Annotated in this window: 23 protein-coding genes and 1 pseudogene; 8 read left to right on the forward strand and 16 right to left on the reverse strand. The window is 39.9% G+C overall.

Features of this window, described 5'->3' with window-relative positions:
• Positions 1 to 42: 42 nt before the first annotated feature.
• On the reverse strand, positions 43 to 2,118 hold the full coding sequence (locus BQ7997_RS06430; RefSeq protein WP_073344637.1) for a HelD family protein: 2,076 nt from the start codon (positions 2,116 to 2,118) through the stop codon (positions 43 to 45).
• Between the two features lie 138 nt (positions 2,119 to 2,256).
• Here BQ7997_RS06430 and BQ7997_RS06435 point away from each other — a divergent pair, with 138 nt between their 5' ends.
• Positions 2,257 to 2,841, forward strand: coding sequence for a hypothetical protein (locus tag BQ7997_RS06435; protein ID WP_073344640.1), 585 nt, complete (start codon positions 2,257 to 2,259; stop codon positions 2,839 to 2,841).
• A gap of 38 nt (positions 2,842 to 2,879) precedes the next feature.
• On the opposite strand, the gene BQ7997_RS06440 is transcribed toward BQ7997_RS06435, so the two are convergent.
• A complete protein-coding gene (locus BQ7997_RS06440) occupies positions 2,880 to 3,653 on the reverse strand; it encodes a LuxR C-terminal-related transcriptional regulator (protein WP_073344643.1) in 774 nt (257 codons plus the stop codon).
• Positions 3,654 to 3,700: 47 nt separating this feature from the next.
• Positions 3,701 to 4,363 (reverse strand): uracil-DNA glycosylase, encoded by a 663-nt coding sequence (ung, locus tag BQ7997_RS06445; RefSeq protein WP_073344645.1) that lies wholly within the window; start codon positions 4,361 to 4,363, stop codon positions 3,701 to 3,703.
• 315 nt (positions 4,364 to 4,678) lie between these two features.
• Between ung and BQ7997_RS06450 the strand changes: the two genes are divergently transcribed.
• The 4 genes from BQ7997_RS06450 to BQ7997_RS06465 all read left to right on the forward strand — a co-directional run bounded on the left by BQ7997_RS06450 (position 4,679) and on the right by BQ7997_RS06465 (position 7,269).
• A complete protein-coding gene (locus tag BQ7997_RS06450) occupies positions 4,679 to 4,981 on the forward strand; it encodes an RNA recognition motif domain-containing protein (protein WP_022138516.1) in 303 nt (100 codons plus the stop codon).
• Between the two features lie 376 nt (positions 4,982 to 5,357).
• Entirely contained in the window at positions 5,358 to 6,482 is a 1,125-nt protein-coding gene (locus BQ7997_RS06455) for a DEAD/DEAH box helicase (protein ID WP_044657273.1), read from the forward strand.
• Between the two features lie 54 nt (positions 6,483 to 6,536).
• A complete protein-coding gene (locus BQ7997_RS06460) occupies positions 6,537 to 7,019 on the forward strand; it encodes a cold-shock protein (protein ID WP_022138518.1) in 483 nt (160 codons plus the stop codon).
• 43 nt (positions 7,020 to 7,062) lie between these two features.
• Positions 7,063 to 7,269, forward strand: coding sequence for a hypothetical protein (locus BQ7997_RS06465; RefSeq protein WP_073344648.1), 207 nt, complete (start codon positions 7,063 to 7,065; stop codon positions 7,267 to 7,269).
• Between the two features lie 239 nt (positions 7,270 to 7,508).
• Here BQ7997_RS06465 and BQ7997_RS06470 read toward each other — a convergent pair.
• From BQ7997_RS06470 to BQ7997_RS06495, 7 genes and pseudogenes are all read right to left on the reverse strand, one after another.
• Positions 7,509 to 8,506, reverse strand: a pseudogene (locus BQ7997_RS06470) (virulence RhuM family protein).
• Positions 8,507 to 8,518: 12 nt separating this feature from the next.
• Complete coding sequence (locus BQ7997_RS26010; protein WP_262481143.1) at positions 8,519 to 8,653, reverse strand: hypothetical protein; 135 nt, start codon at positions 8,651 to 8,653, stop codon at positions 8,519 to 8,521.
• A 5-nt stretch (positions 8,654 to 8,658) separates the two neighbouring features.
• Complete coding sequence (locus BQ7997_RS06475) at positions 8,659 to 10,026, reverse strand: RNA-binding domain-containing protein (RefSeq protein WP_073344651.1); 1,368 nt, start codon at positions 10,024 to 10,026, stop codon at positions 8,659 to 8,661.
• Between the two features lie 107 nt (positions 10,027 to 10,133).
• Positions 10,134 to 10,913 carry a toll/interleukin-1 receptor domain-containing protein gene (locus BQ7997_RS06480; RefSeq protein ID WP_073344655.1) on the reverse strand — a complete coding sequence of 260 codons (780 nt, stop codon included), beginning with the start codon at positions 10,911 to 10,913 and terminating at the stop codon, positions 10,134 to 10,136.
• A 2-nt stretch (positions 10,914 to 10,915) separates the two neighbouring features.
• Positions 10,916 to 12,028: an HNH endonuclease family protein gene (locus tag BQ7997_RS26240; protein ID WP_235817260.1), complete on the reverse strand. Its 1,113-nt coding sequence runs from the start codon at positions 12,026 to 12,028 to the stop codon at positions 10,916 to 10,918.
• A 5-nt stretch (positions 12,029 to 12,033) separates the two neighbouring features.
• Positions 12,034 to 13,083, reverse strand: a complete 1,050-nt coding sequence (locus tag BQ7997_RS06490; protein ID WP_057327950.1) for an adenine-specific methyltransferase EcoRI family protein — start codon at positions 13,081 to 13,083, stop codon at positions 12,034 to 12,036.
• Positions 13,073 to 13,300 (reverse strand): helix-turn-helix transcriptional regulator, encoded by a 228-nt coding sequence (locus BQ7997_RS06495; protein WP_057327949.1) that lies wholly within the window; start codon positions 13,298 to 13,300, stop codon positions 13,073 to 13,075. Before BQ7997_RS06495 ends, BQ7997_RS06490 begins: the two co-directional genes overlap by 11 nt.
• A gap of 134 nt (positions 13,301 to 13,434) precedes the next feature.
• Between BQ7997_RS06495 and BQ7997_RS06500 the strand changes: the two genes are divergently transcribed.
• Positions 13,435 to 13,803, forward strand: a complete 369-nt coding sequence (locus tag BQ7997_RS06500; protein WP_073344658.1) for a Fic family protein — start codon at positions 13,435 to 13,437, stop codon at positions 13,801 to 13,803.
• 132 nt (positions 13,804 to 13,935) lie between these two features.
• Here the strand turns inward: BQ7997_RS06500 and BQ7997_RS06505 are convergent, their stop codons facing one another.
• The 5 genes from BQ7997_RS06505 to BQ7997_RS06530 all read right to left on the reverse strand — a co-directional run bounded on the left by BQ7997_RS06505 (position 13,936) and on the right by BQ7997_RS06530 (position 17,245).
• Positions 13,936 to 14,238, reverse strand: a complete 303-nt coding sequence (locus BQ7997_RS06505; RefSeq protein WP_036618105.1) for a DUF6506 family protein — start codon at positions 14,236 to 14,238, stop codon at positions 13,936 to 13,938.
• A gap of 74 nt (positions 14,239 to 14,312) precedes the next feature.
• Positions 14,313 to 14,933, reverse strand: coding sequence for a CatA-like O-acetyltransferase, family 2 (locus BQ7997_RS06510; protein ID WP_073344663.1), 621 nt, complete (start codon positions 14,931 to 14,933; stop codon positions 14,313 to 14,315).
• Between the two features lie 80 nt (positions 14,934 to 15,013).
• Entirely contained in the window at positions 15,014 to 15,835 is an 822-nt protein-coding gene (locus BQ7997_RS06515) for a DUF6597 domain-containing transcriptional factor (protein ID WP_073344666.1), read from the reverse strand.
• A gap of 263 nt (positions 15,836 to 16,098) precedes the next feature.
• On the reverse strand, positions 16,099 to 16,509 hold the full coding sequence (mobA, locus tag BQ7997_RS06520) for a conjugal transfer protein MobA (RefSeq protein WP_073344669.1): 411 nt from the start codon (positions 16,507 to 16,509) through the stop codon (positions 16,099 to 16,101).
• Positions 16,510 to 16,789: 280 nt separating this feature from the next.
• Complete coding sequence (locus tag BQ7997_RS06530; RefSeq protein WP_073344672.1) at positions 16,790 to 17,245, reverse strand: DUF3408 domain-containing protein; 456 nt, start codon at positions 17,243 to 17,245, stop codon at positions 16,790 to 16,792.
• 588 nt (positions 17,246 to 17,833) lie between these two features.
• On the opposite strand from BQ7997_RS06530, the gene BQ7997_RS06535 reads away from it, so the two are divergent.
• Entirely contained in the window at positions 17,834 to 18,145 is a 312-nt protein-coding gene (locus BQ7997_RS06535; protein WP_073344864.1) for a helix-turn-helix domain-containing protein, read from the forward strand.
• Positions 18,146 to 18,183: 38 nt separating this feature from the next.
• Entirely contained in the window at positions 18,184 to 18,474 is a 291-nt protein-coding gene (locus BQ7997_RS06540; protein WP_073344675.1) for a helix-turn-helix domain-containing protein, read from the forward strand.
• A 47-nt stretch (positions 18,475 to 18,521) separates the two neighbouring features.
• Here BQ7997_RS06540 and BQ7997_RS25615 read toward each other — a convergent pair whose 3' ends face one another.
• Positions 18,522 to 18,806: a hypothetical protein gene (locus tag BQ7997_RS25615; protein ID WP_162494030.1), complete on the reverse strand. Its 285-nt coding sequence runs from the start codon at positions 18,804 to 18,806 to the stop codon at positions 18,522 to 18,524.
• Positions 18,807 to 18,812: the final 6 nt, after the last annotated feature.

Genomic DNA, 18,812 nt, shown 5'->3' on the forward strand with positions numbered 1-18,812 from the left:
TATGATATCTGTCTTAAAATACAAAAAGAATTCTTTTTTTTGTTAATTTCTTAGGCATATCAGAAATCGACAACCGGGTGAAGAAACGGAATAAGTCAAAGTTAGCTTGTGCATAGCCCTTGTGGCTGCCACATAAAGCATACTTTTATCAATATTGGAATGATAGTTCTTATCATCTGTTTGCGGAATGATTACTTCGTCAAATTCCAGTCCTTTCGCCATATGGGCGGAAGTGATGATAATCCCTTTCACATAAGCAGAACTTTGATTTGACAAAAGTGAGATGTCGTTTGCATATATCTGGAGCTTTTGAACAAGTTCTTTTGCTTGGGATTCTGTTTTGCAGATAATCCCTAATGAGGTATAATGGGAGTTCCTGAAGGAGTTTACTAAATCCGCAATACCTTGGATCTCTTCTTCTGTATTTTGGAATGGAAGAATCTTGGGGTGTTCCCCATGTCTCATAATCGGTTCTAATTCATTGTTCGGTTGAATTTTTTGTGCAAAACTGGTGATCTCAAAAGTAGAACGATAGCTTTTGCAAAGTTTCATTATTTCTCCTGTTACAAATGCTTTATGAATCATATCGGCAGTGGAAGAACCATAAGGATTGACGGATTGGGAAGCGTCTCCAAGAATTGTTTTTCGACACGGATAAAGTTTTTGAATCACTTTGTATTGTATGGGAGAATAGTCTTGCATTTCGTCTATCAGAAGGTGTTTGACATAAGATTGAGCGTTTCCATTTAATGCGATATGCAGATAAGCCAAAGGAGCTAAGTCCGCATACTCCAGTATGCGGTTTTTGCGTGTCTTGAACATCTCCGGTTTTCCGATCCACTCAAAAAAGTCTTTATAGATTTGGAGATCGTTATTTCCCGCGAACATCTTTTTTATCTCTTTCTTTAGTTGGTTTTTCTCCGGAGTGCTAACTGTGAGATTATATTGTAGTTGCATCATTTCCAGAATGTAATCTGTCATAGTCTCAAATCGTTGACGTATGGGATAGCGGTGGAATCGTTTGAACTGTTCGTTAATAAATTCAGCAGGAATAGTGATGTATTTGGTGAGTTTTACATCTGTTGCTTTGAAATAGTTGTTTTCCATATAAAGGATGAATTTGTCAAGTAGTGATATAAACTCGAAGGAGGCTTTGTATTGTATCCGTTCGATAAAGTCGGGTGTCGGGTTTTCTAATAGTTCCGTCACCTGTTCGAAGAAATTCTGGTGTTTATATTTGTTGTCAATTACATCCGACAGAATTTGCTCCATGCTGGTTTCGGGAACGGTCTCTTCGCCAAGTTCCGGAAGTACATTAGAAATGTAATCGGCAAATACTTTATTGGGGGAGATGATTAATATGTCTTTGGAAGAAATCTGTCCTTTCTGTGCATAAAGCAGGTAGGCAATACGATGGAGGGCGATAGAGGTTTTTCCTGAACCGGCAACACCTTGTATAATAAGTACAGAAGCGTTTTCATTACGGATGATCTGATTCTGTTCCCTCTGAATTGTCGTGACGATATTTTTCATTTTATTGTCGGCATTGGAACATAGTTCTTTTTGCAGAATATCGTCATGAACAGTTACGGAACTTTCAATCATGTACTCCATTTTTCCTTTGCGAATACGATATTGGCGTTTGAGTGAGATCGTCCCGTTAATTTTGCCTGCCGGGGAGGAGTAGAACGCCTCGCCTAATTCATGATCGTAGAACATGCTTGAAATAGGAGCTCGCCAATCGTAAATCAGATTCTTTTTTTGATTGAGGTCATAGAAAGTATGTATTCCTATATAGATCGGACTAACTTGGCTTTTGTCTTTCTTTTCCTGAAAGTCGATTCGTCCGAAATAGGGGATATCCAGTATTTTGCTTAGTCGCCTGCGTTTGTCAATTACATTTTCACCTAATGCAAAATGATTTAATATGCTTTCGCGCATGGAACGGATTTCGTGGGGATCGATATCTTTGTTCGACCATAGATAATCCTTGTACTCCTGCAGGGTGTCTATATGCTCTTTGACGGAAGTACTGGTAGTGTTAATCGTATCATGGATAGTGGTTATGACTTGCTGTAAATACTCTTTTTCCTGTTTCTCTGTTTGATTGAATATCATAATCTCTTTTTAGTTGTATGATGAAGAATTGAAATTGCAGGCAAAGTTAGCTCAACCCATTTAGGGATTAAATAGTTATTTATAGCTATATATGTATCCTTTTTCCTATTTTTGCATACTTACTTAATAAGGAAAAAGATGAATATTCTTGAATTGGCAAAACGTAACCAGCAGAAAGCTTGGGAGATTATAGAGGATACCCGTATTGTTCGGATATGGGAGGGGATGGGTGCCAAAGTGAATCTGGTAGGTTCGTTGCGTACAGGATTATTGATGAAACATCGGGATATTGATTTTCACATTTACACTTCTCCTTTGGATTTGTCTGCCAGCTTTCGGGCGATGGCTGAATTGGCGGAAAATACGTCCGTAAAGAAGATTGAATATACGAATTTATTACATACAGCAGAAGCGTGTATAGAGTGGCATGCATGGTATCAGGATATGGAAGGAGAATTCTGGCAAATGGATATGATTCATATCCAAGAAGGCTCTCGTTATGATGGCTATTTTGAAAGGGTGGCCGAACGCATTTCTGCGGTATTGACAGATGAAATGAGACTGGCTATCCTGAAATTAAAATACGAAACGCCTGATACGGAAAAGATTATGGGAGTGGAGTATTATCAAGCTGTGATTCAGGATGGTGTACGTAGTTATCCGGAATTTGAGGAATGGAGAAGATTGCACCCGGTGGTGGGTGTGGTGGAATGGATGCCTTAGTCAGACTGGTAGCTTCGGGAAAAGGGCGTATGGGTTAATTAATTTAGTAGTCCGGTTTCCTGTCCCAAGCGAATGGCTTCGATGGAATTTTGCACACCTAATTTGCGTAACAGGTTCTGCCGGTGAATATTGACAGTGTGAATACTGATACATAGCTTGTCTGCAATCTCTTTACTTAACAACCCTTTTTGAATAAGCCGTAATATCTCTATTTCCCGATTAGTGAGGTTGAGCGAAGAAGGCATTAGCAAAGAGGAAGGAGAGAAGAATTCCCCGTTCTTCAGATTTAGGACAGTGCAGTCTACTGTTTCGGAATGTTTTTGGTCGGGTGAAATATCCATATTGCCTATTACGAGCCATGCTTTGCCGTTACGGTCTTGTTCCAAAACTTGATGTCGGCTAGTGACGCGTATATATTGCTGCTTGGCATTGAGTATACGGAAACTGTAAATGTTGGAATAGTCGTTTCGCTGTTCGAGAGGCAGACTGTAAATGAACTGGCTTAACGTGACCTGTAATGCTGCCAGTTGCGCACGGTCGTCCGGATGAATACGTGATTCTAAATAATCTCCCTGCTTTTCCAAAGTTTCTATCTTGTGACTGTCATACCCCAGTAAATCAACGAAATTCGAGGATGCATACGTGTAATTGCATTTGTAAACATCGACAACAAATGTGCAGTTGTGACAGATTTTTGAAAGTTGGTGAAGTATGGATTTATCCCGTTCCCACACGGCGTAATCAATATCGGTAGCAGACAAGCATTGCTTGGCCCACATTTCTTCTCGGGTGATATCGTTTGATTTATTCATGGCGAATGTTTCTGGGTACTGATAGTTTGTTTTGAGAAATCATTTATTTACCAGTCAATTTCTTCTATTCCCTTACTATGCAAGAAAGCATTGGCTTTACTGAAGTGTTTACAACCGAAGAAACCATATTCGGCAGAGCGGGGAGAGGGATGAACAGTGGTTAGTACCAGATGTTTGTTGGTATCTATCAAAGATCGTTTCTCTTTCGCATAACTTCCCCAAAGCATAAATATCAAACTCTCCCGTTTTTCACTTAGTTTCCTGATAACTGCGTCTGTGAAGATTTCCCAGCCCATATTTCGGTGAGAACCGGTTTCGTGTGCACGTACAGTAAGAATTGAGTTTAGCGGGAATACACCTTGAGCTACCCAACGATCCAAATTACCGGAAGTTGGAATTGGCTTTCCCAAATCTTGGTGTATTTCTTTGAAGATGTTGCTTAGTGAACCGGGGATAGCTACTCCATCAGGTACAGAAAAACAGACTCCATAATATTGTCCGGGATTGGGATAAGGGTCCTGTCCAAGGATAACTACTTTTACTTTTTCGAAGGGACAGGAATTGAATATATGAAAAATCTGATGTCCAAGAGGGAGGACGTGTGCCCGTTTATATTCATCTTTGACGAATGTAACCAACTTTTCGAAGTATGGTTTGTCAAATTCTTCTTGTAATTGTTGTTTCCAACTTGGTTCTATTCTGACATTCATAAGGGGGGACTTGATAAATTATGCAATGGCAAAAGTAGATATATTACAAGAGAATATCAAGAATGAGAGGCGAAATTGTGTATCTCGCCGATTTAGGATGAATTGTGTGCTAATAAATGATAATTATCGTCTTTCTTCCGAAAAAGAATGAATATAAACGTATTTTTCTGATTTATTACGTTACCTTTGTTCCCAGAGTTTGAGTTACGAATCATTATCGTATAGTTCTTCTTTTAATAATAATATTAGTAAGTAGGCCTTTTCTGTAATTATCCTCCTCACTCCAATTTAGTATTTATTTTAATAAAAGTTTAAATGAACATTTACATCGCAGGTTTAAGTTATCGTACAAACGATGCGGACTTAACAAATTTATTTGCAGAGTTTGGAGAAGTTTCTTCAGCTAAAGTTATTATGGATAGAGAAACTGGTAAATCCAGAGGATTCGCTTTTGTAGAAATGGCGAACGAAGAAGAAGGACAAAAGGCAATAGACGAATTGAACGGCGTTGAATATGACCAGAAGGTTATTTCAGTAAGCGTTGCACGTCCTCGCGCAGAGAAACCGGCATACGGTGGAAACCGTGGAGGTGGTTACGGCAATTCCAGAAGATATTAATATCCGGACTTAGGGAAAGCGGAGGAAATATTTCTTCTGCTTTTCTATAAAGTCTTTATATATCCGCCTTTATGATTTGTCTGCGGAGGTTGTCTTAATCTGGCAGCCGGAAATGAAAATCATCTAACAATTAAGTTCTGCTAATTCTCACTCCTCTGTGTAGTGCAACTAGGATACCCCAGATCCTGATCTTTTCATGTCTAAAGAAGAATTATTAGGCTTTATTGCAATTAGATACTCCCGGGAATCGAGAGTATAAGTTTAATAATTATATCACAAAGTCTATATTGATAATTGTGTCGGTATTATTGTGAACATTTGCATGAAATGTTTTCAGATGTGCCGGCGTAATAACAAGGTATAGCAAATTACATTTATGACATTTAAAGATTTAAAAATAACCGAACCGATTTTAAAGGCAATTGAAGAAAAAGGATATACTGTGCCGACTCCTATTCAGGAAAAAGCAATTCCTGCCGCATTAGTGAAAAGAGATATACTGGGTTGTGCGCAAACGGGAACAGGGAAAACTGCTTCGTTTGCAATTCCTATCATCCAGCATTTACAGGAAAATAAAGAGACTGGCAAACGTCAGGGTATCAGAGCGTTGATATTAACGCCTACCCGTGAACTTGCTTTGCAAATCAGTGAATGCATTGAGGATTATTCAAAATATACCCGTGTCCGTCACGGCGTTATCTTCGGCGGTGTGAATCAGCGTCCGCAGGTTGATATGTTGCACAAAGGAACTGATATTCTGGTGGCGACTCCGGGACGTTTGCTTGATTTGATGAATCAGGGATATATCCATCTGGATAAGATACAATATTTTGTGCTTGATGAAGCAGACCGTATGCTCGATATGGGATTTATCCATGATATTAAGCGGATATTGCCAAAACTTCCGAAAGAAAAGCAGACTTTGTTTTTCTCAGCGACAATGCCGGATAGTATTATTGCATTAACTAAATCTCTGTTGAAGAATCCGGTTAAGATTTATATAACACCGAAATCATCTACCGTGGATTCAATCAAACAAGTGATATATTTTGTGGAGAAAAAAGAGAAGAGTCAACTGTTGATTTCGATTCTGCAAAAAGCGGATAATCAGTCCGTGTTAATCTTTTCGCGTACGAAGCACAATGCTGATAAGATTGTCAGGATATTGGGTAAAGCGGGGATTGGAAGTCAGGCTATCCATGGAAACAAGAGTCAGGCAGCAAGACAGTCTGCATTGGGGAATTTCAAATCGGGAAAAACAAGGGTGATGGTAGCTACCGATATTGCTTCTAGGGGAATCGATATTAATGAGTTGCCGTTAGTTATCAACTATGATCTTCCTGACGTTCCCGAAACTTATGTACACCGTATCGGGCGTACCGGAAGGGCGGGAAATGAAGGAACAGCGCTTACGTTCTGCTCGCAGGAAGAACGAAAACTCGTCAATGATATTCAGAAATTGACTGGTAAGAAACTAAATAAGGCTGATTTTACTATTTAAAATCAGCAATTTACAATCTCTTTAAACTATAATATTAAACTAAATATAAATTCTATGGCAAAATCCATGACAGTTGGTAAACGTGAAAATGAGAAGAAAAGACTTGCTAAGCGAGAAGAAAAACTAAAGAAGAAAGAAAGCAGGAAATTATCAGGGGCTAGTAGCTTCGATGATATGATTGCTTATGTCGATGAGAACGGGATGATTACCTCAACTCCGCCCGCTGATGATGTTAAAAAGGAAGAGATTAATCCTGATGAAATAATCATAGCGACTCCGAAGAAAGAGGAAGAAGAACCGGTCATCTTGAGAGGTCGTGTTGAATTCTTTAATGAGGCAAGAGGATTTGGCTTTATTAAAGACCTTTCCGGAGTTGAAAAGTATTTTTTTCATGTGAACAATGTTGTTGGTAATATTGCGGAAAATAATATCGTTACATTTGACCTTGAGCGCGGAGTAAAAGGGATGAATGCAGTCAATATATGTTTGGAAAACAAATCTAAATCGGAAAATTTGGCTTTGGCTAAACCTGAATAAGGAGATTTGTATTCTGCTTGTGTATAAAACTAAAAAAAGAGATATGAAAAAAGGTAATATTATGCGTGATGTTGTTTCATCCAGCCAGTTTACTGAAAATGTAATTAAGGAGTATAAAAAGGGTGTGGGGGATGTAGTGCTTGTAGCAATTACTCCCCGGACTACTATTGAACTTCCTGCACATTTGACTCAAGCAGAAATAGATGCTCGTGTAGAGATTTATAAAAAACTACATAGTTCTAAAGTTTAGTGTGCTTTGTAGATGCAAAAAGATTCAGTAAAAAAATCCCTTGAACTTTTAAAAGTTCAAGGGATTTTTTTACTGAATCTTGAAGTGGTGCCACCAGGAATCGTGATTTATTCCCAAGTGGTTGAATGTCATTCTTTTCTAAAAGCTACTCAATTGTAATCTCCTCCGATTGCTCCACCAATGACTTGCTGCGTTCTGCGCAAGGTTGCGTGAAGGTTTCCAAAGGCAAAGATATACAATTAGTTTGAACTTTTACCATTGTTATCTTTCAATTTCTTGATTTCCTTATCAAAATCGCTTTCAAGCAGTTCCATTTCACGCTTGCGGTAGATGGCGAACTCTTTTTCAGCCTTCTCAATCGCTTGTTTATGCGAAATGTTTCCCTTACCAATCAAAACCTTTCGCTTGTGTGCTATAATTTGATTGTCCAGTGCCTCTATCCAATCTTTCATTCTCATAGGATTCATTTCCAATGCTTGGAACTCGGCAAAGTCCAAGAAACCGGAAACAAGCAGATTCAGGCGTTGGAGTTCAATCTCAGACAAATAGTTCTTGGCAATCTTTACATCATCCTTAGTTACATAGCTGCCTTTGAAATTAGTCATACCTACAAACAGTTTCTCATTGTCCACACGATTGTATATCACTTCTGCCACAGTATTTTCATGAACGGCATAATGCAACTTGTTTTGTACGGTGGCGAAGAACATCTTTGCCATACTGTCGCGTGGATCATAGTCTGTGGCTGTAGCATATATATCTGTTACCTGCTGATAAAAATTGCGTTCACTGCTACGAATATCCCTGATGCGTTGTAACAACTCACGGAAATAGCGGTTGCCGCCCTGTTTCAACCGTTCATCATCCATGGTAAATCCTTTTTGAATATACTCATGAAGCCGCTGGGTTGCCCATCATCGGAAGCGGGTTGCAACCTGAGACTGCACATGATAACCCAAAGCGATAACCATATCAAGGTTGTAGTGCTCCACTTCTCGTTCAACTTTACGAGAACCTTCTGTTTGAACTGTTCGGAATTTCCGAACAGTTGCCTCCTTTACTAACTCGCCATCCTCAAATATATGCTTAATATGTTCACTTACATTTGATTTACCCGTTTGATATATATACACCAACGATTTTGTGTCAGCCACAAATCTTCATCGGCAAAACGCACCGACACACGAGTAATTTCGTTGTCGTCTTGATAAAGTATTATTTGGTTTTCTTTGCTCATTAGTTGCATTTTTTAGTGTTTTATTGTCAAAATCACATACTTTGTAATAATTTTTTTCTCTCCGCTTATTCTTTCAAGTTCATATTGAAAACGTTCCCATTCATTCAAATCCTTATGCCAACTTGCAAATTCATCTAGATCATCCATGTACTTTACTCTATTGTTTTCCAATAACCTTGTTTCCTACCTCCTATACGCTCTAATAATCCAAGTTCCTGAAGGCGTGAAAGGTTATACTTAACACCATCTTCAGTGATGTTGGGAAGGCTTTCACTTATCTCTTTTCGGGTCGCTTCGGGATGCTCTTTTAAAAAAGACAGCATAGCCTGCTGTTGCTCTGTCAGTTTTTGGGTAGTCTTTTGGGTAGTCTTTTGGGTAGTCTTTTGGGTAGTCTTTTGGGTAGTCGCTCTTTCTGGATACTCAAACTTGAATATCGTCCAAATGCCCGAAGCATCGTAACGGAATTCTGGTGTGGAAAATCCGTCATTCTTACAGGCTATAATGATACGTTCAATGCCACGTCCCCATGCTTCAATTTCTCCAGAACGAAAGAATGTATTGGCAATGTCAGGGTTATAGGGAAAACTACGATGAGAAGATAGCAGTGTTTCCACTGTCCAACCGTCTGGCAATACACCACCATTTACAATTTCCAGTTTATTTTCATACACGCGAATTTGTATGGGAGAAGGTTCTGCATAATCCTTGTTAATGCAGGCATTTAACAACGCCTCGCGAAGAGCTTCCCTTGGTATAGGCAATGTTTCTATTCGATGAATACCCTCGTAAGTTACGACGGCTTTCATATATTTGGTGCATAGTAAATCCATTAGTTTTACAATTTGCTGAAACAGGTTGCCATGTACTTCATCTTGATACACCAAATCCATTCCCTCACGGAAGAAGCCCACCTTTACAAAACTTCCGGTCACGTATCGTTCCGGGTCTGGATGGAACAATAAAGCAGCTGCACGTTTTAGGTAATCACCTTCATAAAGTCGAAGTTTTTCTAACAGGCCATGGTTGTCATCCATTAAATCAGCATCTTCCATGCGTTCGCTTCGTTTAGCATATTTGCGAAATAAATCAAAAGTCGCATTGTCCAAATCCTCTGTTTTCAGATAAGGCACTGGTACACCGTCCCAAGTTTTTCCCTGTTTGCGAAGCATAAAACGGTCGAGTGCCGCACCTTTCAACTCTTGGTTGGTGGCTCCGCTCCGCTGGTAATACTTGCCGCGAAAACTGATTGGATAAGGATATGCTTCAGTTACTATTTCCAGATATTGCTTTTTATTATCCTCTTTTTGATTAACATCTACCAGTATACCGAGCATATCACGTACCTTATTGGGAATATCTTCCATCAACTTCTTGGCTTCTTGCACACCGCAGATTTCGCCATTGTCCTTAATGCCGACAAACAGTGTTCCACCTTGTGCATTAGCAAAACCACATATCCATTTCAGATATTCGTCGCGCCAAGATTCTTTGAATTCTATGTTTTGTGATTCGGTTAGCATATGGTTGATTATAAATTAAAAGTTTTTATATATTTATTGAATCAATCTTTGATATTAGAAAAGTATATATTATATATGTTTGAAATAGACACACATTGAGTTTGAGATTAAACAGCTTTAATTTCTTGAAGGAATTTTTCTCGTAATCTACTCCAACTTCTAATAGATGTATTTTGCAGAGAATAGTGTTGTTGTAATTGTTCGTGCAATTCGTCTAGAGCAATGGAGTTATCTATTCTTTCTGCTATTCTTGTATTACATAACCATCCAATACTATCAAAATCCATTTTCGGCAATAGATATAGCTTAACATTATTATCATATGCCCAAACTGCTCCCATTTCATTCAAACAGATTTCACTTGTTTTGTAGTTATTTGATATGAGCAAGAAAGAATAATCTGCATTCTTTATGTTTTGATGAATGTGTTTCCTAATATCTTCTCCATTTTTAATACCCATATCTTCAATAGAAGTACAAAAGATTTGCTCAGGCTTTATACCAACTCCTAATTGTAAAATATCATCAACAAAAAGTTTAATGATTGCTTCATCTTTTGAGGAATGGCTGATGAATATTTTCTTGTGTTTATTATTTGCCAAATCACATCTTGATTGAATTATATTTATTATCGCTATAATACCTCCGAAATCATAAGGATTAATCTGAGATACTCCGACTAATGCAGGTAAATATGCTTGTATATATCGCTCTTCGATAGGTAAATCAGATTTAATGTTTATCGATAGTTTATTAAGTGCATTGTACAAACTCGTCAACTCCTTACATTTAGGACAAAAATTGCATTCCTTATTATTTATAGAATTGCGAATATGCTCTATAATACTTTGACATTCTTCAATAGATTGTTTTATTTGGTTATTCATATTTATTTTCCTCCTTTAATCCTATTACAATTTCTACAAAGCATTTGACAATTCTCTGCCACAGTCGTACCACCATCTTTCCAAGGGGTGATGTGGTCTGCTTCCATTTCTTCCAACTCGAAATGTTTGCCACAATGTACGCAGATTCCTTTCTGCCGTTCGTATGCTTCACGTTTTTGCTTTTTGTCGAATGTTCTGAAACTGAGATCACGTAGATCTTCACTTAATACATAGCGATAGATACCTGATTTCTTCATAATCTCATCGTCCTCCATCAAGTCGTGGATTTGCTTTTCAAGTACATCTGTATCGTAAACGCCCTCACCAAACTCGTCAAACATCGCACCCCAATCCAAACCTTTCATTTCACGACGATATTTAGGGAATGTGGAACGTATCCATGTGATGATTGACACAAAGTAAGCCCATAATTTGTTGGCATTTGGGTCAAACTGATGTTGTGCCATATAATCATCAACCTTTGCGATGCCATCATGACGGGCTGCCCATTTGAGGATAGTTGAAAGATACGCTTGTTCAATGGCACTACCGTTTAGAAAGTCTGCACCGAGTTTATAAGCTGGGCAACCATTCTTTGAAAAGTGACGACGGGCATCTGTCACAAACGGGCCTGTATAGACAGCATTGAGAAGCTCTTGGTCGAGCAGTTTTTCTCCTGCGATATTGATTACTCTGAACCAATCTAATTTATCTTTATCCGTCCCTTCACAGAAATATATTGTCAATTCGTAATTTAGGAACTTATTTTTTTCCTCGTTTGTCAATGTTGAGAAATAGAGTGTGCCACGGTCTTTGTCCTCAATGTTAAAGCCGTGGGTATAGAACTCACAGATAGATAACGTGCGTTGTTGGCCGTCAATCATCTCGTATGCCGTCTTCTGCTTGAAAAAAAAAAACATGATATTGAGCGGATATCCGCTTAAGATGGTATTAATAACAGCCTGCTGTTGCTTAATATCGTATCGGAACTCACGTTGATAGGGTGGACGGATGTCTAACTTACCGCCATAACCTTTAACGCCTGTCTCGGCGTCATTGCTATAACCTTCAATAAGGTCGGCTATCTTTATGAATTTAGGGGCTATATTCATCATGGTTATTACTTTTTAATTTTGCGAATGATAATACGAGCATAAGGTAAGATTACAATTCCATCTTTTAATATGTATGGTGAATTCATGTTAGCTGTAACATGAGCTTTATTTCCTTGTTGCCTCAATTTGTCAATTGTATCTTGTCCCATTATTTTAAATCCCACAGATCTTATCCAGTCTGTATCGCATGTATTACCGATTATCTCGAATTGATCGGGGTTGTATTTATCCATGAAAGTAATAGGTACTCCCATCTTTCCATCATAATCACATGGAATTTCTGCAGTTTTGGAAATATCTATAGCATCATAATTCTCATATTTAGGGTATTCCTCGGGAGAATACTTTTTATAAAGAATGATATTCTCATGTCTTTTAGGCGTTTCTAAATTTGTGAACCATGTTACTCCAGAAACACGTATCATGCCTTCACGGTGGTCGCCAGCGGTAGCTCTATCCTCATAATGAGAAATGAAATGACCAGCTCCCCCTTTAAAGCCATAGCCAAGCCAAAGTTTATTTTGCTGGATGAGAGGGAATATCTCTTTATACTTGATGGCATTCTGGTGTCCAATAATCAAAAACTTTTTATCATATTCAATGAGTTGTGCTACATATTCTCTGAATAAAGAGAAAGGAGGATTAGTAACAACAATATCCGCTTCTTTTAGAAGTTCAATACACTCTTTGCTTCTAAAATCGCCATCCCCCTTTAATGGCATCACACCTATTTCATCTGCATTGGGAATATGGTCTCCGTTCTTGTCTCCTTCATAAACCAAATATACAGCCTGTTCACTTTTATTTTGACTGAACAAGTCCATGTCTTGATTCTTGTAACAAGTGGTAATCAACTTTTTCAATCCAAGGAACTCAAAGTTGTAGGCAAAGTAGGTGAAGAAATTGCTGACACGTGGGTCATCGCAATTGCACAATACAGTTTTGCCACGAAAATGCTCACGATAATGTTTCAGCTCATTATTTATATCTTCAAGCTGCGTATAGAACTCGTCTTTCTTAGCTTCTTTAGCCTTATTCAGATTCTTATTCGCCATATCGTTCTTCGTTGTTATTTGGATTAATCAGTTTTCGTACATCTACATCCAGTATTTTCGCAATCTTGACAAGCATTTCTAATGATGGTTGTGAAGTATTGGAACACCAACGAGAAATAGTAGCTTCATTCTTTTGGAGTTGTTCTGCTAACCATTTCCCTGTTCTATTTTGTTCAACCAATACTACTTTTATTCTATTTATTCTTTCTGTTTCCACACTTATTTTATTTTAAAGAATAGCAATAAATTGACTATATCTGCAAATGTAGTGATAATTTCGGAAAAACAAATATGAATTTGAGATAAATATTAATTATGCTTGTTGGGTAAACTAAAGTAACGGCGCAAGGAGTGGAAACTCCTACATGGTCTTCGGATGGAGGTTTCGTTACTATCACGTTCAAGCGACCTGATTTCAAATCCAATATCATAGAGAATGATAAAGAGGATAAAAAGATAACAGAGGAGGGCAAATACCCCCTAAGTACCCCCCAAGTAGAATTGCTCATTCAAAAAATGGAAGATTCTTACATGACAATGAGGAATATGGCGAATGTATGTGATATTAAAGACTTAAAGTATTTTCGTGAGAGGTATATTACCCCCGCATTGGAAGAAGGATTGATTGAACGGCTTTATCCGAATCAGCCGAAGCACCCCAAACAACAATACCGACTGACAGAAATGGCTAAGGAATGGCTAACAAGTAATGCCAAATAGAATCATTGTTTATGTGTAATATGTAATACAATACTAGCGAAAGAAAAAACAAGCTCTCTTTTGGTTTCTTTCGCCAGTATCAATCTTATTATAGTTGAAATACGAACTTAGTTAAATCGCTGAGGATTTTAACTAGAATATGCTATCTCCACTTTGGTGATTAAACGCAGGATGGAGATCAAACCTAACAACTCCAACTAAAGCCCTTCCTTCGACTGCTTTGCTAACACGTGCTACGCCATTGAGACCAAAACCGGCACAAAGTTCAATAGCAGTGATGCCTTCCTTTACCAACTCTTTAGCTACATATTCAGCTTCTTCGTAGTCTTTTACACCCACTACCGTCAGATTAACGACAGGAGAATCAATAAATGCTTTGTGCGTTTTGTAATCATTCTCAGGCGCAATGTAAATAAATGCCGCTTTTGTTGTCATAATATTTGCTTTAAAAGATATTTATCATCTGAATGTTGTTGTTATGGGATGCAAAGATAGCTTTTTCCCTCAACTTATATTCTCAGATTATCAATTTCTTTTTGAATCCCATCCAAAAAGCGGGAAGCGTGCGCCCCGTCCATTTGCGTGTGGTGGAACTGAAAAGAAACGGTAAGCGTTGTTTTCAGCAGGTGGTGTTTGTATTTGCCCCAAATAAGGAACGGATTATTAAAGATGCCACTATACATACCGACAGCACCGTCTATTTCATATTGTGCCAATGCGGAAGTTCCGATAACCATGCTTTCCGTCAAATCGTGATTGACACAACTTTCAGCCACTTGTTTGGTAAGTCGCAGATAGTGTTGATTAAACACAGATAAATCATCACAGAAAGGAATATCACACGAATTTACCTCGCCCTCTCTGTTAGCGACAATGGTGTTTACTGCGATGGTATCGTGCTGCATCAGTTTACCGCCAACGGGCAGCATATAAAATTCTTTCACGCTCCTTGCGGCTTTGCCGATGCACCAGCACATCAACATATTAAACTTCATGCCCGATTTCCGGCTGATTTTCACAAGGCGTGACACGTTGAGTGTCTTAAAGAACGTCACCATTGGCATGGGTGCGTTCATCCACATTTCAAAGGCGTATGCCCGGCTGGTTTCTTGGGGATTTACTTCTTTCATACTTAATGCTATTTTCATTCAATGAATCAGGCGGCAAAAGTAGGAGAAGCGTTTGACCCCGGATAGAACAAACGGGACATTTATACGGGATTGGTGAACAAATCGGAATATGGATTTGATATTTTCAGCAAAGACATGGGCGTATATCCGCAGAACTTCTTGAACTCCCGGATAAAGTGCGACTGGTCAGCATAACCACTTGTGTATGCTATTTGTGCTTGATTGATTTTTTTACCCGCTTGATGCTGCATCTGCGCCAAAGCCTTTTGGAAGCAAACGATACGGGTATATTCTTTGGGATTGATACCTACAAATGAATGAAACAACCGCTCAAACTGTTTTTTACTTAGGCAGGCAATGGAAGATAATTCGTTTACAGAGATTTGCGGAGTGATATATATTCGCTGTATGGCGGCATCTATTCTTTTAATTGGGGATGTGGTATTAACTAAATTATCGGCAATTTGTGACACCAGCCATTTTTCTATATAGCTTATGCAAATAGAATTATTCTCACAGTCGAATATTCGTGTAGCCAGTTCATTCAAACTTTTGTTTTCAAGGCTGTAACCGGACACTTCTTGATTGTAAAAGAGCGATGTCGGTATGTTCAGAAACATACTCATAGCGTGAGGGTGGAATACAACCACTATCATTTCTGTATTGCCGTCAGCATATAGGTGTGACGAGAAATTAACTTGTCCACTGATGGTAAGTTTGTCTTGTGTTGCATTCAATTCGGGAATATACAGTGGTGCTTCCTTATGAAAAATGATTTGAGGACAGCCAATAGGGAAAGTTAGGGTATTCAAAAATTGGTTACTTTTGAATACCCAATAATATCTCACGTAAGGTTGCAATAGCTTACATGGTCTGTAAAAATCGAATTCCTCTTGAATCATTTTACAAAAGTAGCAATTTCGTGTTGATTACTAAGTAAAAAGAGGTAAATGAAACATAGAAACGACTGCGCATAATGACAAAGTCGTTTCTATGATAAGAATTATATTTTCAATCCTTTCGGTCGATTTCCATCTTTCGCATATAGTTCCGGACGTCTGATGATGATATGCCGGCTCCTATGAAATTCTCGGCGTTTCGCATTATTTCACAGGGCTGTGTATCTACCGTATTTTTTAGGGTACAATGGAATTTATCCTTTCTGTTATTCCCACTTGGCATACATCTCCCTTGAAAGCTCCACGATCTCCCGGCTCAGTTTCACAAGGTCGATGGTATACTTCTCCAGTTTGTAGAGTAATGCCATTGCCTTCTTCTCCGAAAAGTGGCAGCGCAACTCTTTAACGACCTGATTGTAGTTCGTACCGATACCACGGAACTGTGCGTGGAAGTCCGATAGCTTGGTCGTGTAGTCCAGCATCGTCTTGTCCACTTTCAGCACCTTGAACTTCTGCCTAAAGAAATGCGCCTTGAGAAAGACGGCTTTTGCGTACACCTGTGATTCCTCGTACATCGTGAGAAACCTGTTCCATTCCTCATCATCGAAACGCACCATCACACAATGCGTCTTCGGGTCCAACTTGGGATTTCTCCCGTACTTGCTCTTCTTTTTCATTCTTCTTATTCCTTTAATTTAATGGTTCATTCTTTGTCTAATCCCCGATTAAAGAACCCCGAAATTATCCGACTGCGGAGGATTATTCTGTCCACGGCGGTGCAAGGATTTTCAGTTACTTAGAATTATTCGGGTAACTGAAAATATATCTTGCTGTGTCTTTGAGGACACAAAAATCCTCTGCCTGTCGGATTGATTTTCGAGTGTAATAACTCACCTTGTGTATCGGTCGAACCGATGGAGTGCATCCAACGGCTCAACCGGTTCCACCGTAATCCCGTCAGAGTTTGCGCCACTGCTCGATGTCATTCCGGTAGGCATCGAGGTGCAGGCGGACAAGGTTCTCGATAAGTCCGGATGCGCTCATGCCCTTTCCTCCGAGGTAGCGGACAATCCTGTCCAGTTCGTCACGTACCGTCTCACTGACGAACACGGGTTTGCGGTTGATAATCTTGGGGACTTGGAGATAGGTGGTGCGGTACTCCTCCAACGACAGCCTGCGCTGCTTGCTGCTGATGCGCTTCTGCGGTACTGCCGCTTCTTCTGCCGTTTCATCAGCCATAACCATCTCCGCTTCTTCCGTGACGGTTTTGCCGGGCTGTTCCAGTTCTTCCGGGTCCAGACCGATACGCCTGTAGAAGTCTTCCTCTGACTTTGGGGTGTCGGATTTCCTGTACCCCATTTTTTCAACGATTTCACGAGCCTGCTGCTCTGTAATGCTTGGTTCTCTTTTCATTGTAAAAAACAAATTGATTAAGTTATTGAATGTGGTCTTGGTCAGCACCTCGACCGATTATCGGGAGCAAAGTAAGGTGCTTTAGTGCAGTCATTCAAGCGTTTAGAGTCTCTTAGACAATTTTGTGCGGTTCTGCAATATGGTGATGGGACCAGCGGTGAGGACTTCTCCGATTTGCCGGATATGAATAGCGGAACGGATAAAGGTGAGATATAGGGTAAGTTTGAATTAAGCCCTTATTTTCAATCTTGCAGCATTCCTAATTTTCGGAATCAAAGGGATTAGCACCACTTACAACGTGTGCCAACCTCTACCACCCTGTGCCACATGCTACCAGTAATGGTAATATACATTGTCAGGTATCGGATTCTGTCTTTCTTTGTGGCAAAAGGAATAACAGCAGTCCTAAAAGATGGAGCGGAAATCATGGTACATAGGCTTGCTAACAGGGAATTTACAGGCGGTAACCCGGACAAACGCTACCGTATCGGCGCAACATGCTGCCACTTACGGAAAAGCTATTGCCGGACAGCGGATTCTATATTCCTTTGCAGCAAAAGAAACAATAACAACAAAAAGAAAGACAATATGGAAATCGTATCAATCGAAAGAAAGACCTTTGAAGCGATGGTCGCCAAGTTCGACCGCTTCGTCCACCGGATGGATGCCATCTGCCATCGGCACGGGGAAAAGACAATGAGTGAGTGGATGGACAATCAGGACGTGTGCCGGATGCTCAACATCAGTCCCCGCACGTTGCAGACCTTGCGTGACAACGGCACGTTGGCGTACAGCCAAATCAATCACAAGACCTACTACCGTCCCGAAGATATGAAGCGTATCGTCTCCATCGTGGAGGACAGGAGAAAAGAAGCAAGATTCAAAGGCGGGACTATATGAACTGAATATAATGACAATACCCACTAAATCCGAATAGTATGAATGAGTTGATTAACAAAGACAGCGAATGGATAATCCACTTCATGGGCAGCCTTGACCGACTGCTTGACAATGTAGAGTATCTGACCGCCAACTACCGCCCGACATTGGGCGGTGAGCGGTTCTTCACCGACAAGGAGGTGTCGGCTTGGCTGAAGGTGAGCCGCCGGACACTTCAGGACTACCGCAACGAGGGGCGTATCGCCTATATCCAGTTGGGTGGCAAAATCCTCTACCGTGAATCCGACATCGAAAGGATGCTGAATGACGGCTATCGCTCCGCCTACTGACAGGCTGCAATCTGATTTTCTTGAAGGAGCGCAGTTTGCCGTCTGCCCTATGATTGCGGAGCAATGGACTTCCGGCAAAAAGAAAAAGGAACGGCTTCGGATGAAGCACCAGTATTCCGCTTCGTCTGTAAGCTGTTCCTCTCTTTTTCTTCTAATTTCCCGTCAGTCGCTTGTTTCCGTTGCCGGATGCCTTTCAAGCGTATGGCGGGCAGTGGCAAGGTTTTCGGGCTGAATACGCTCAAACTTGTTTGAGGAAGATTCTGCCCGAAACGGCATCGCCGCCTGACCTTGCCTCTGCCGTCAAAGCCATACGCTACCTTTGCATCCGACATCGGTAA

This window comes from Bacteroides congonensis, from assembly GCF_900130125.1.
In the GTDB taxonomy this organism is placed as follows: Bacteria; Bacteroidota; Bacteroidia; order Bacteroidales; family Bacteroidaceae; genus Bacteroides; species Bacteroides congonensis.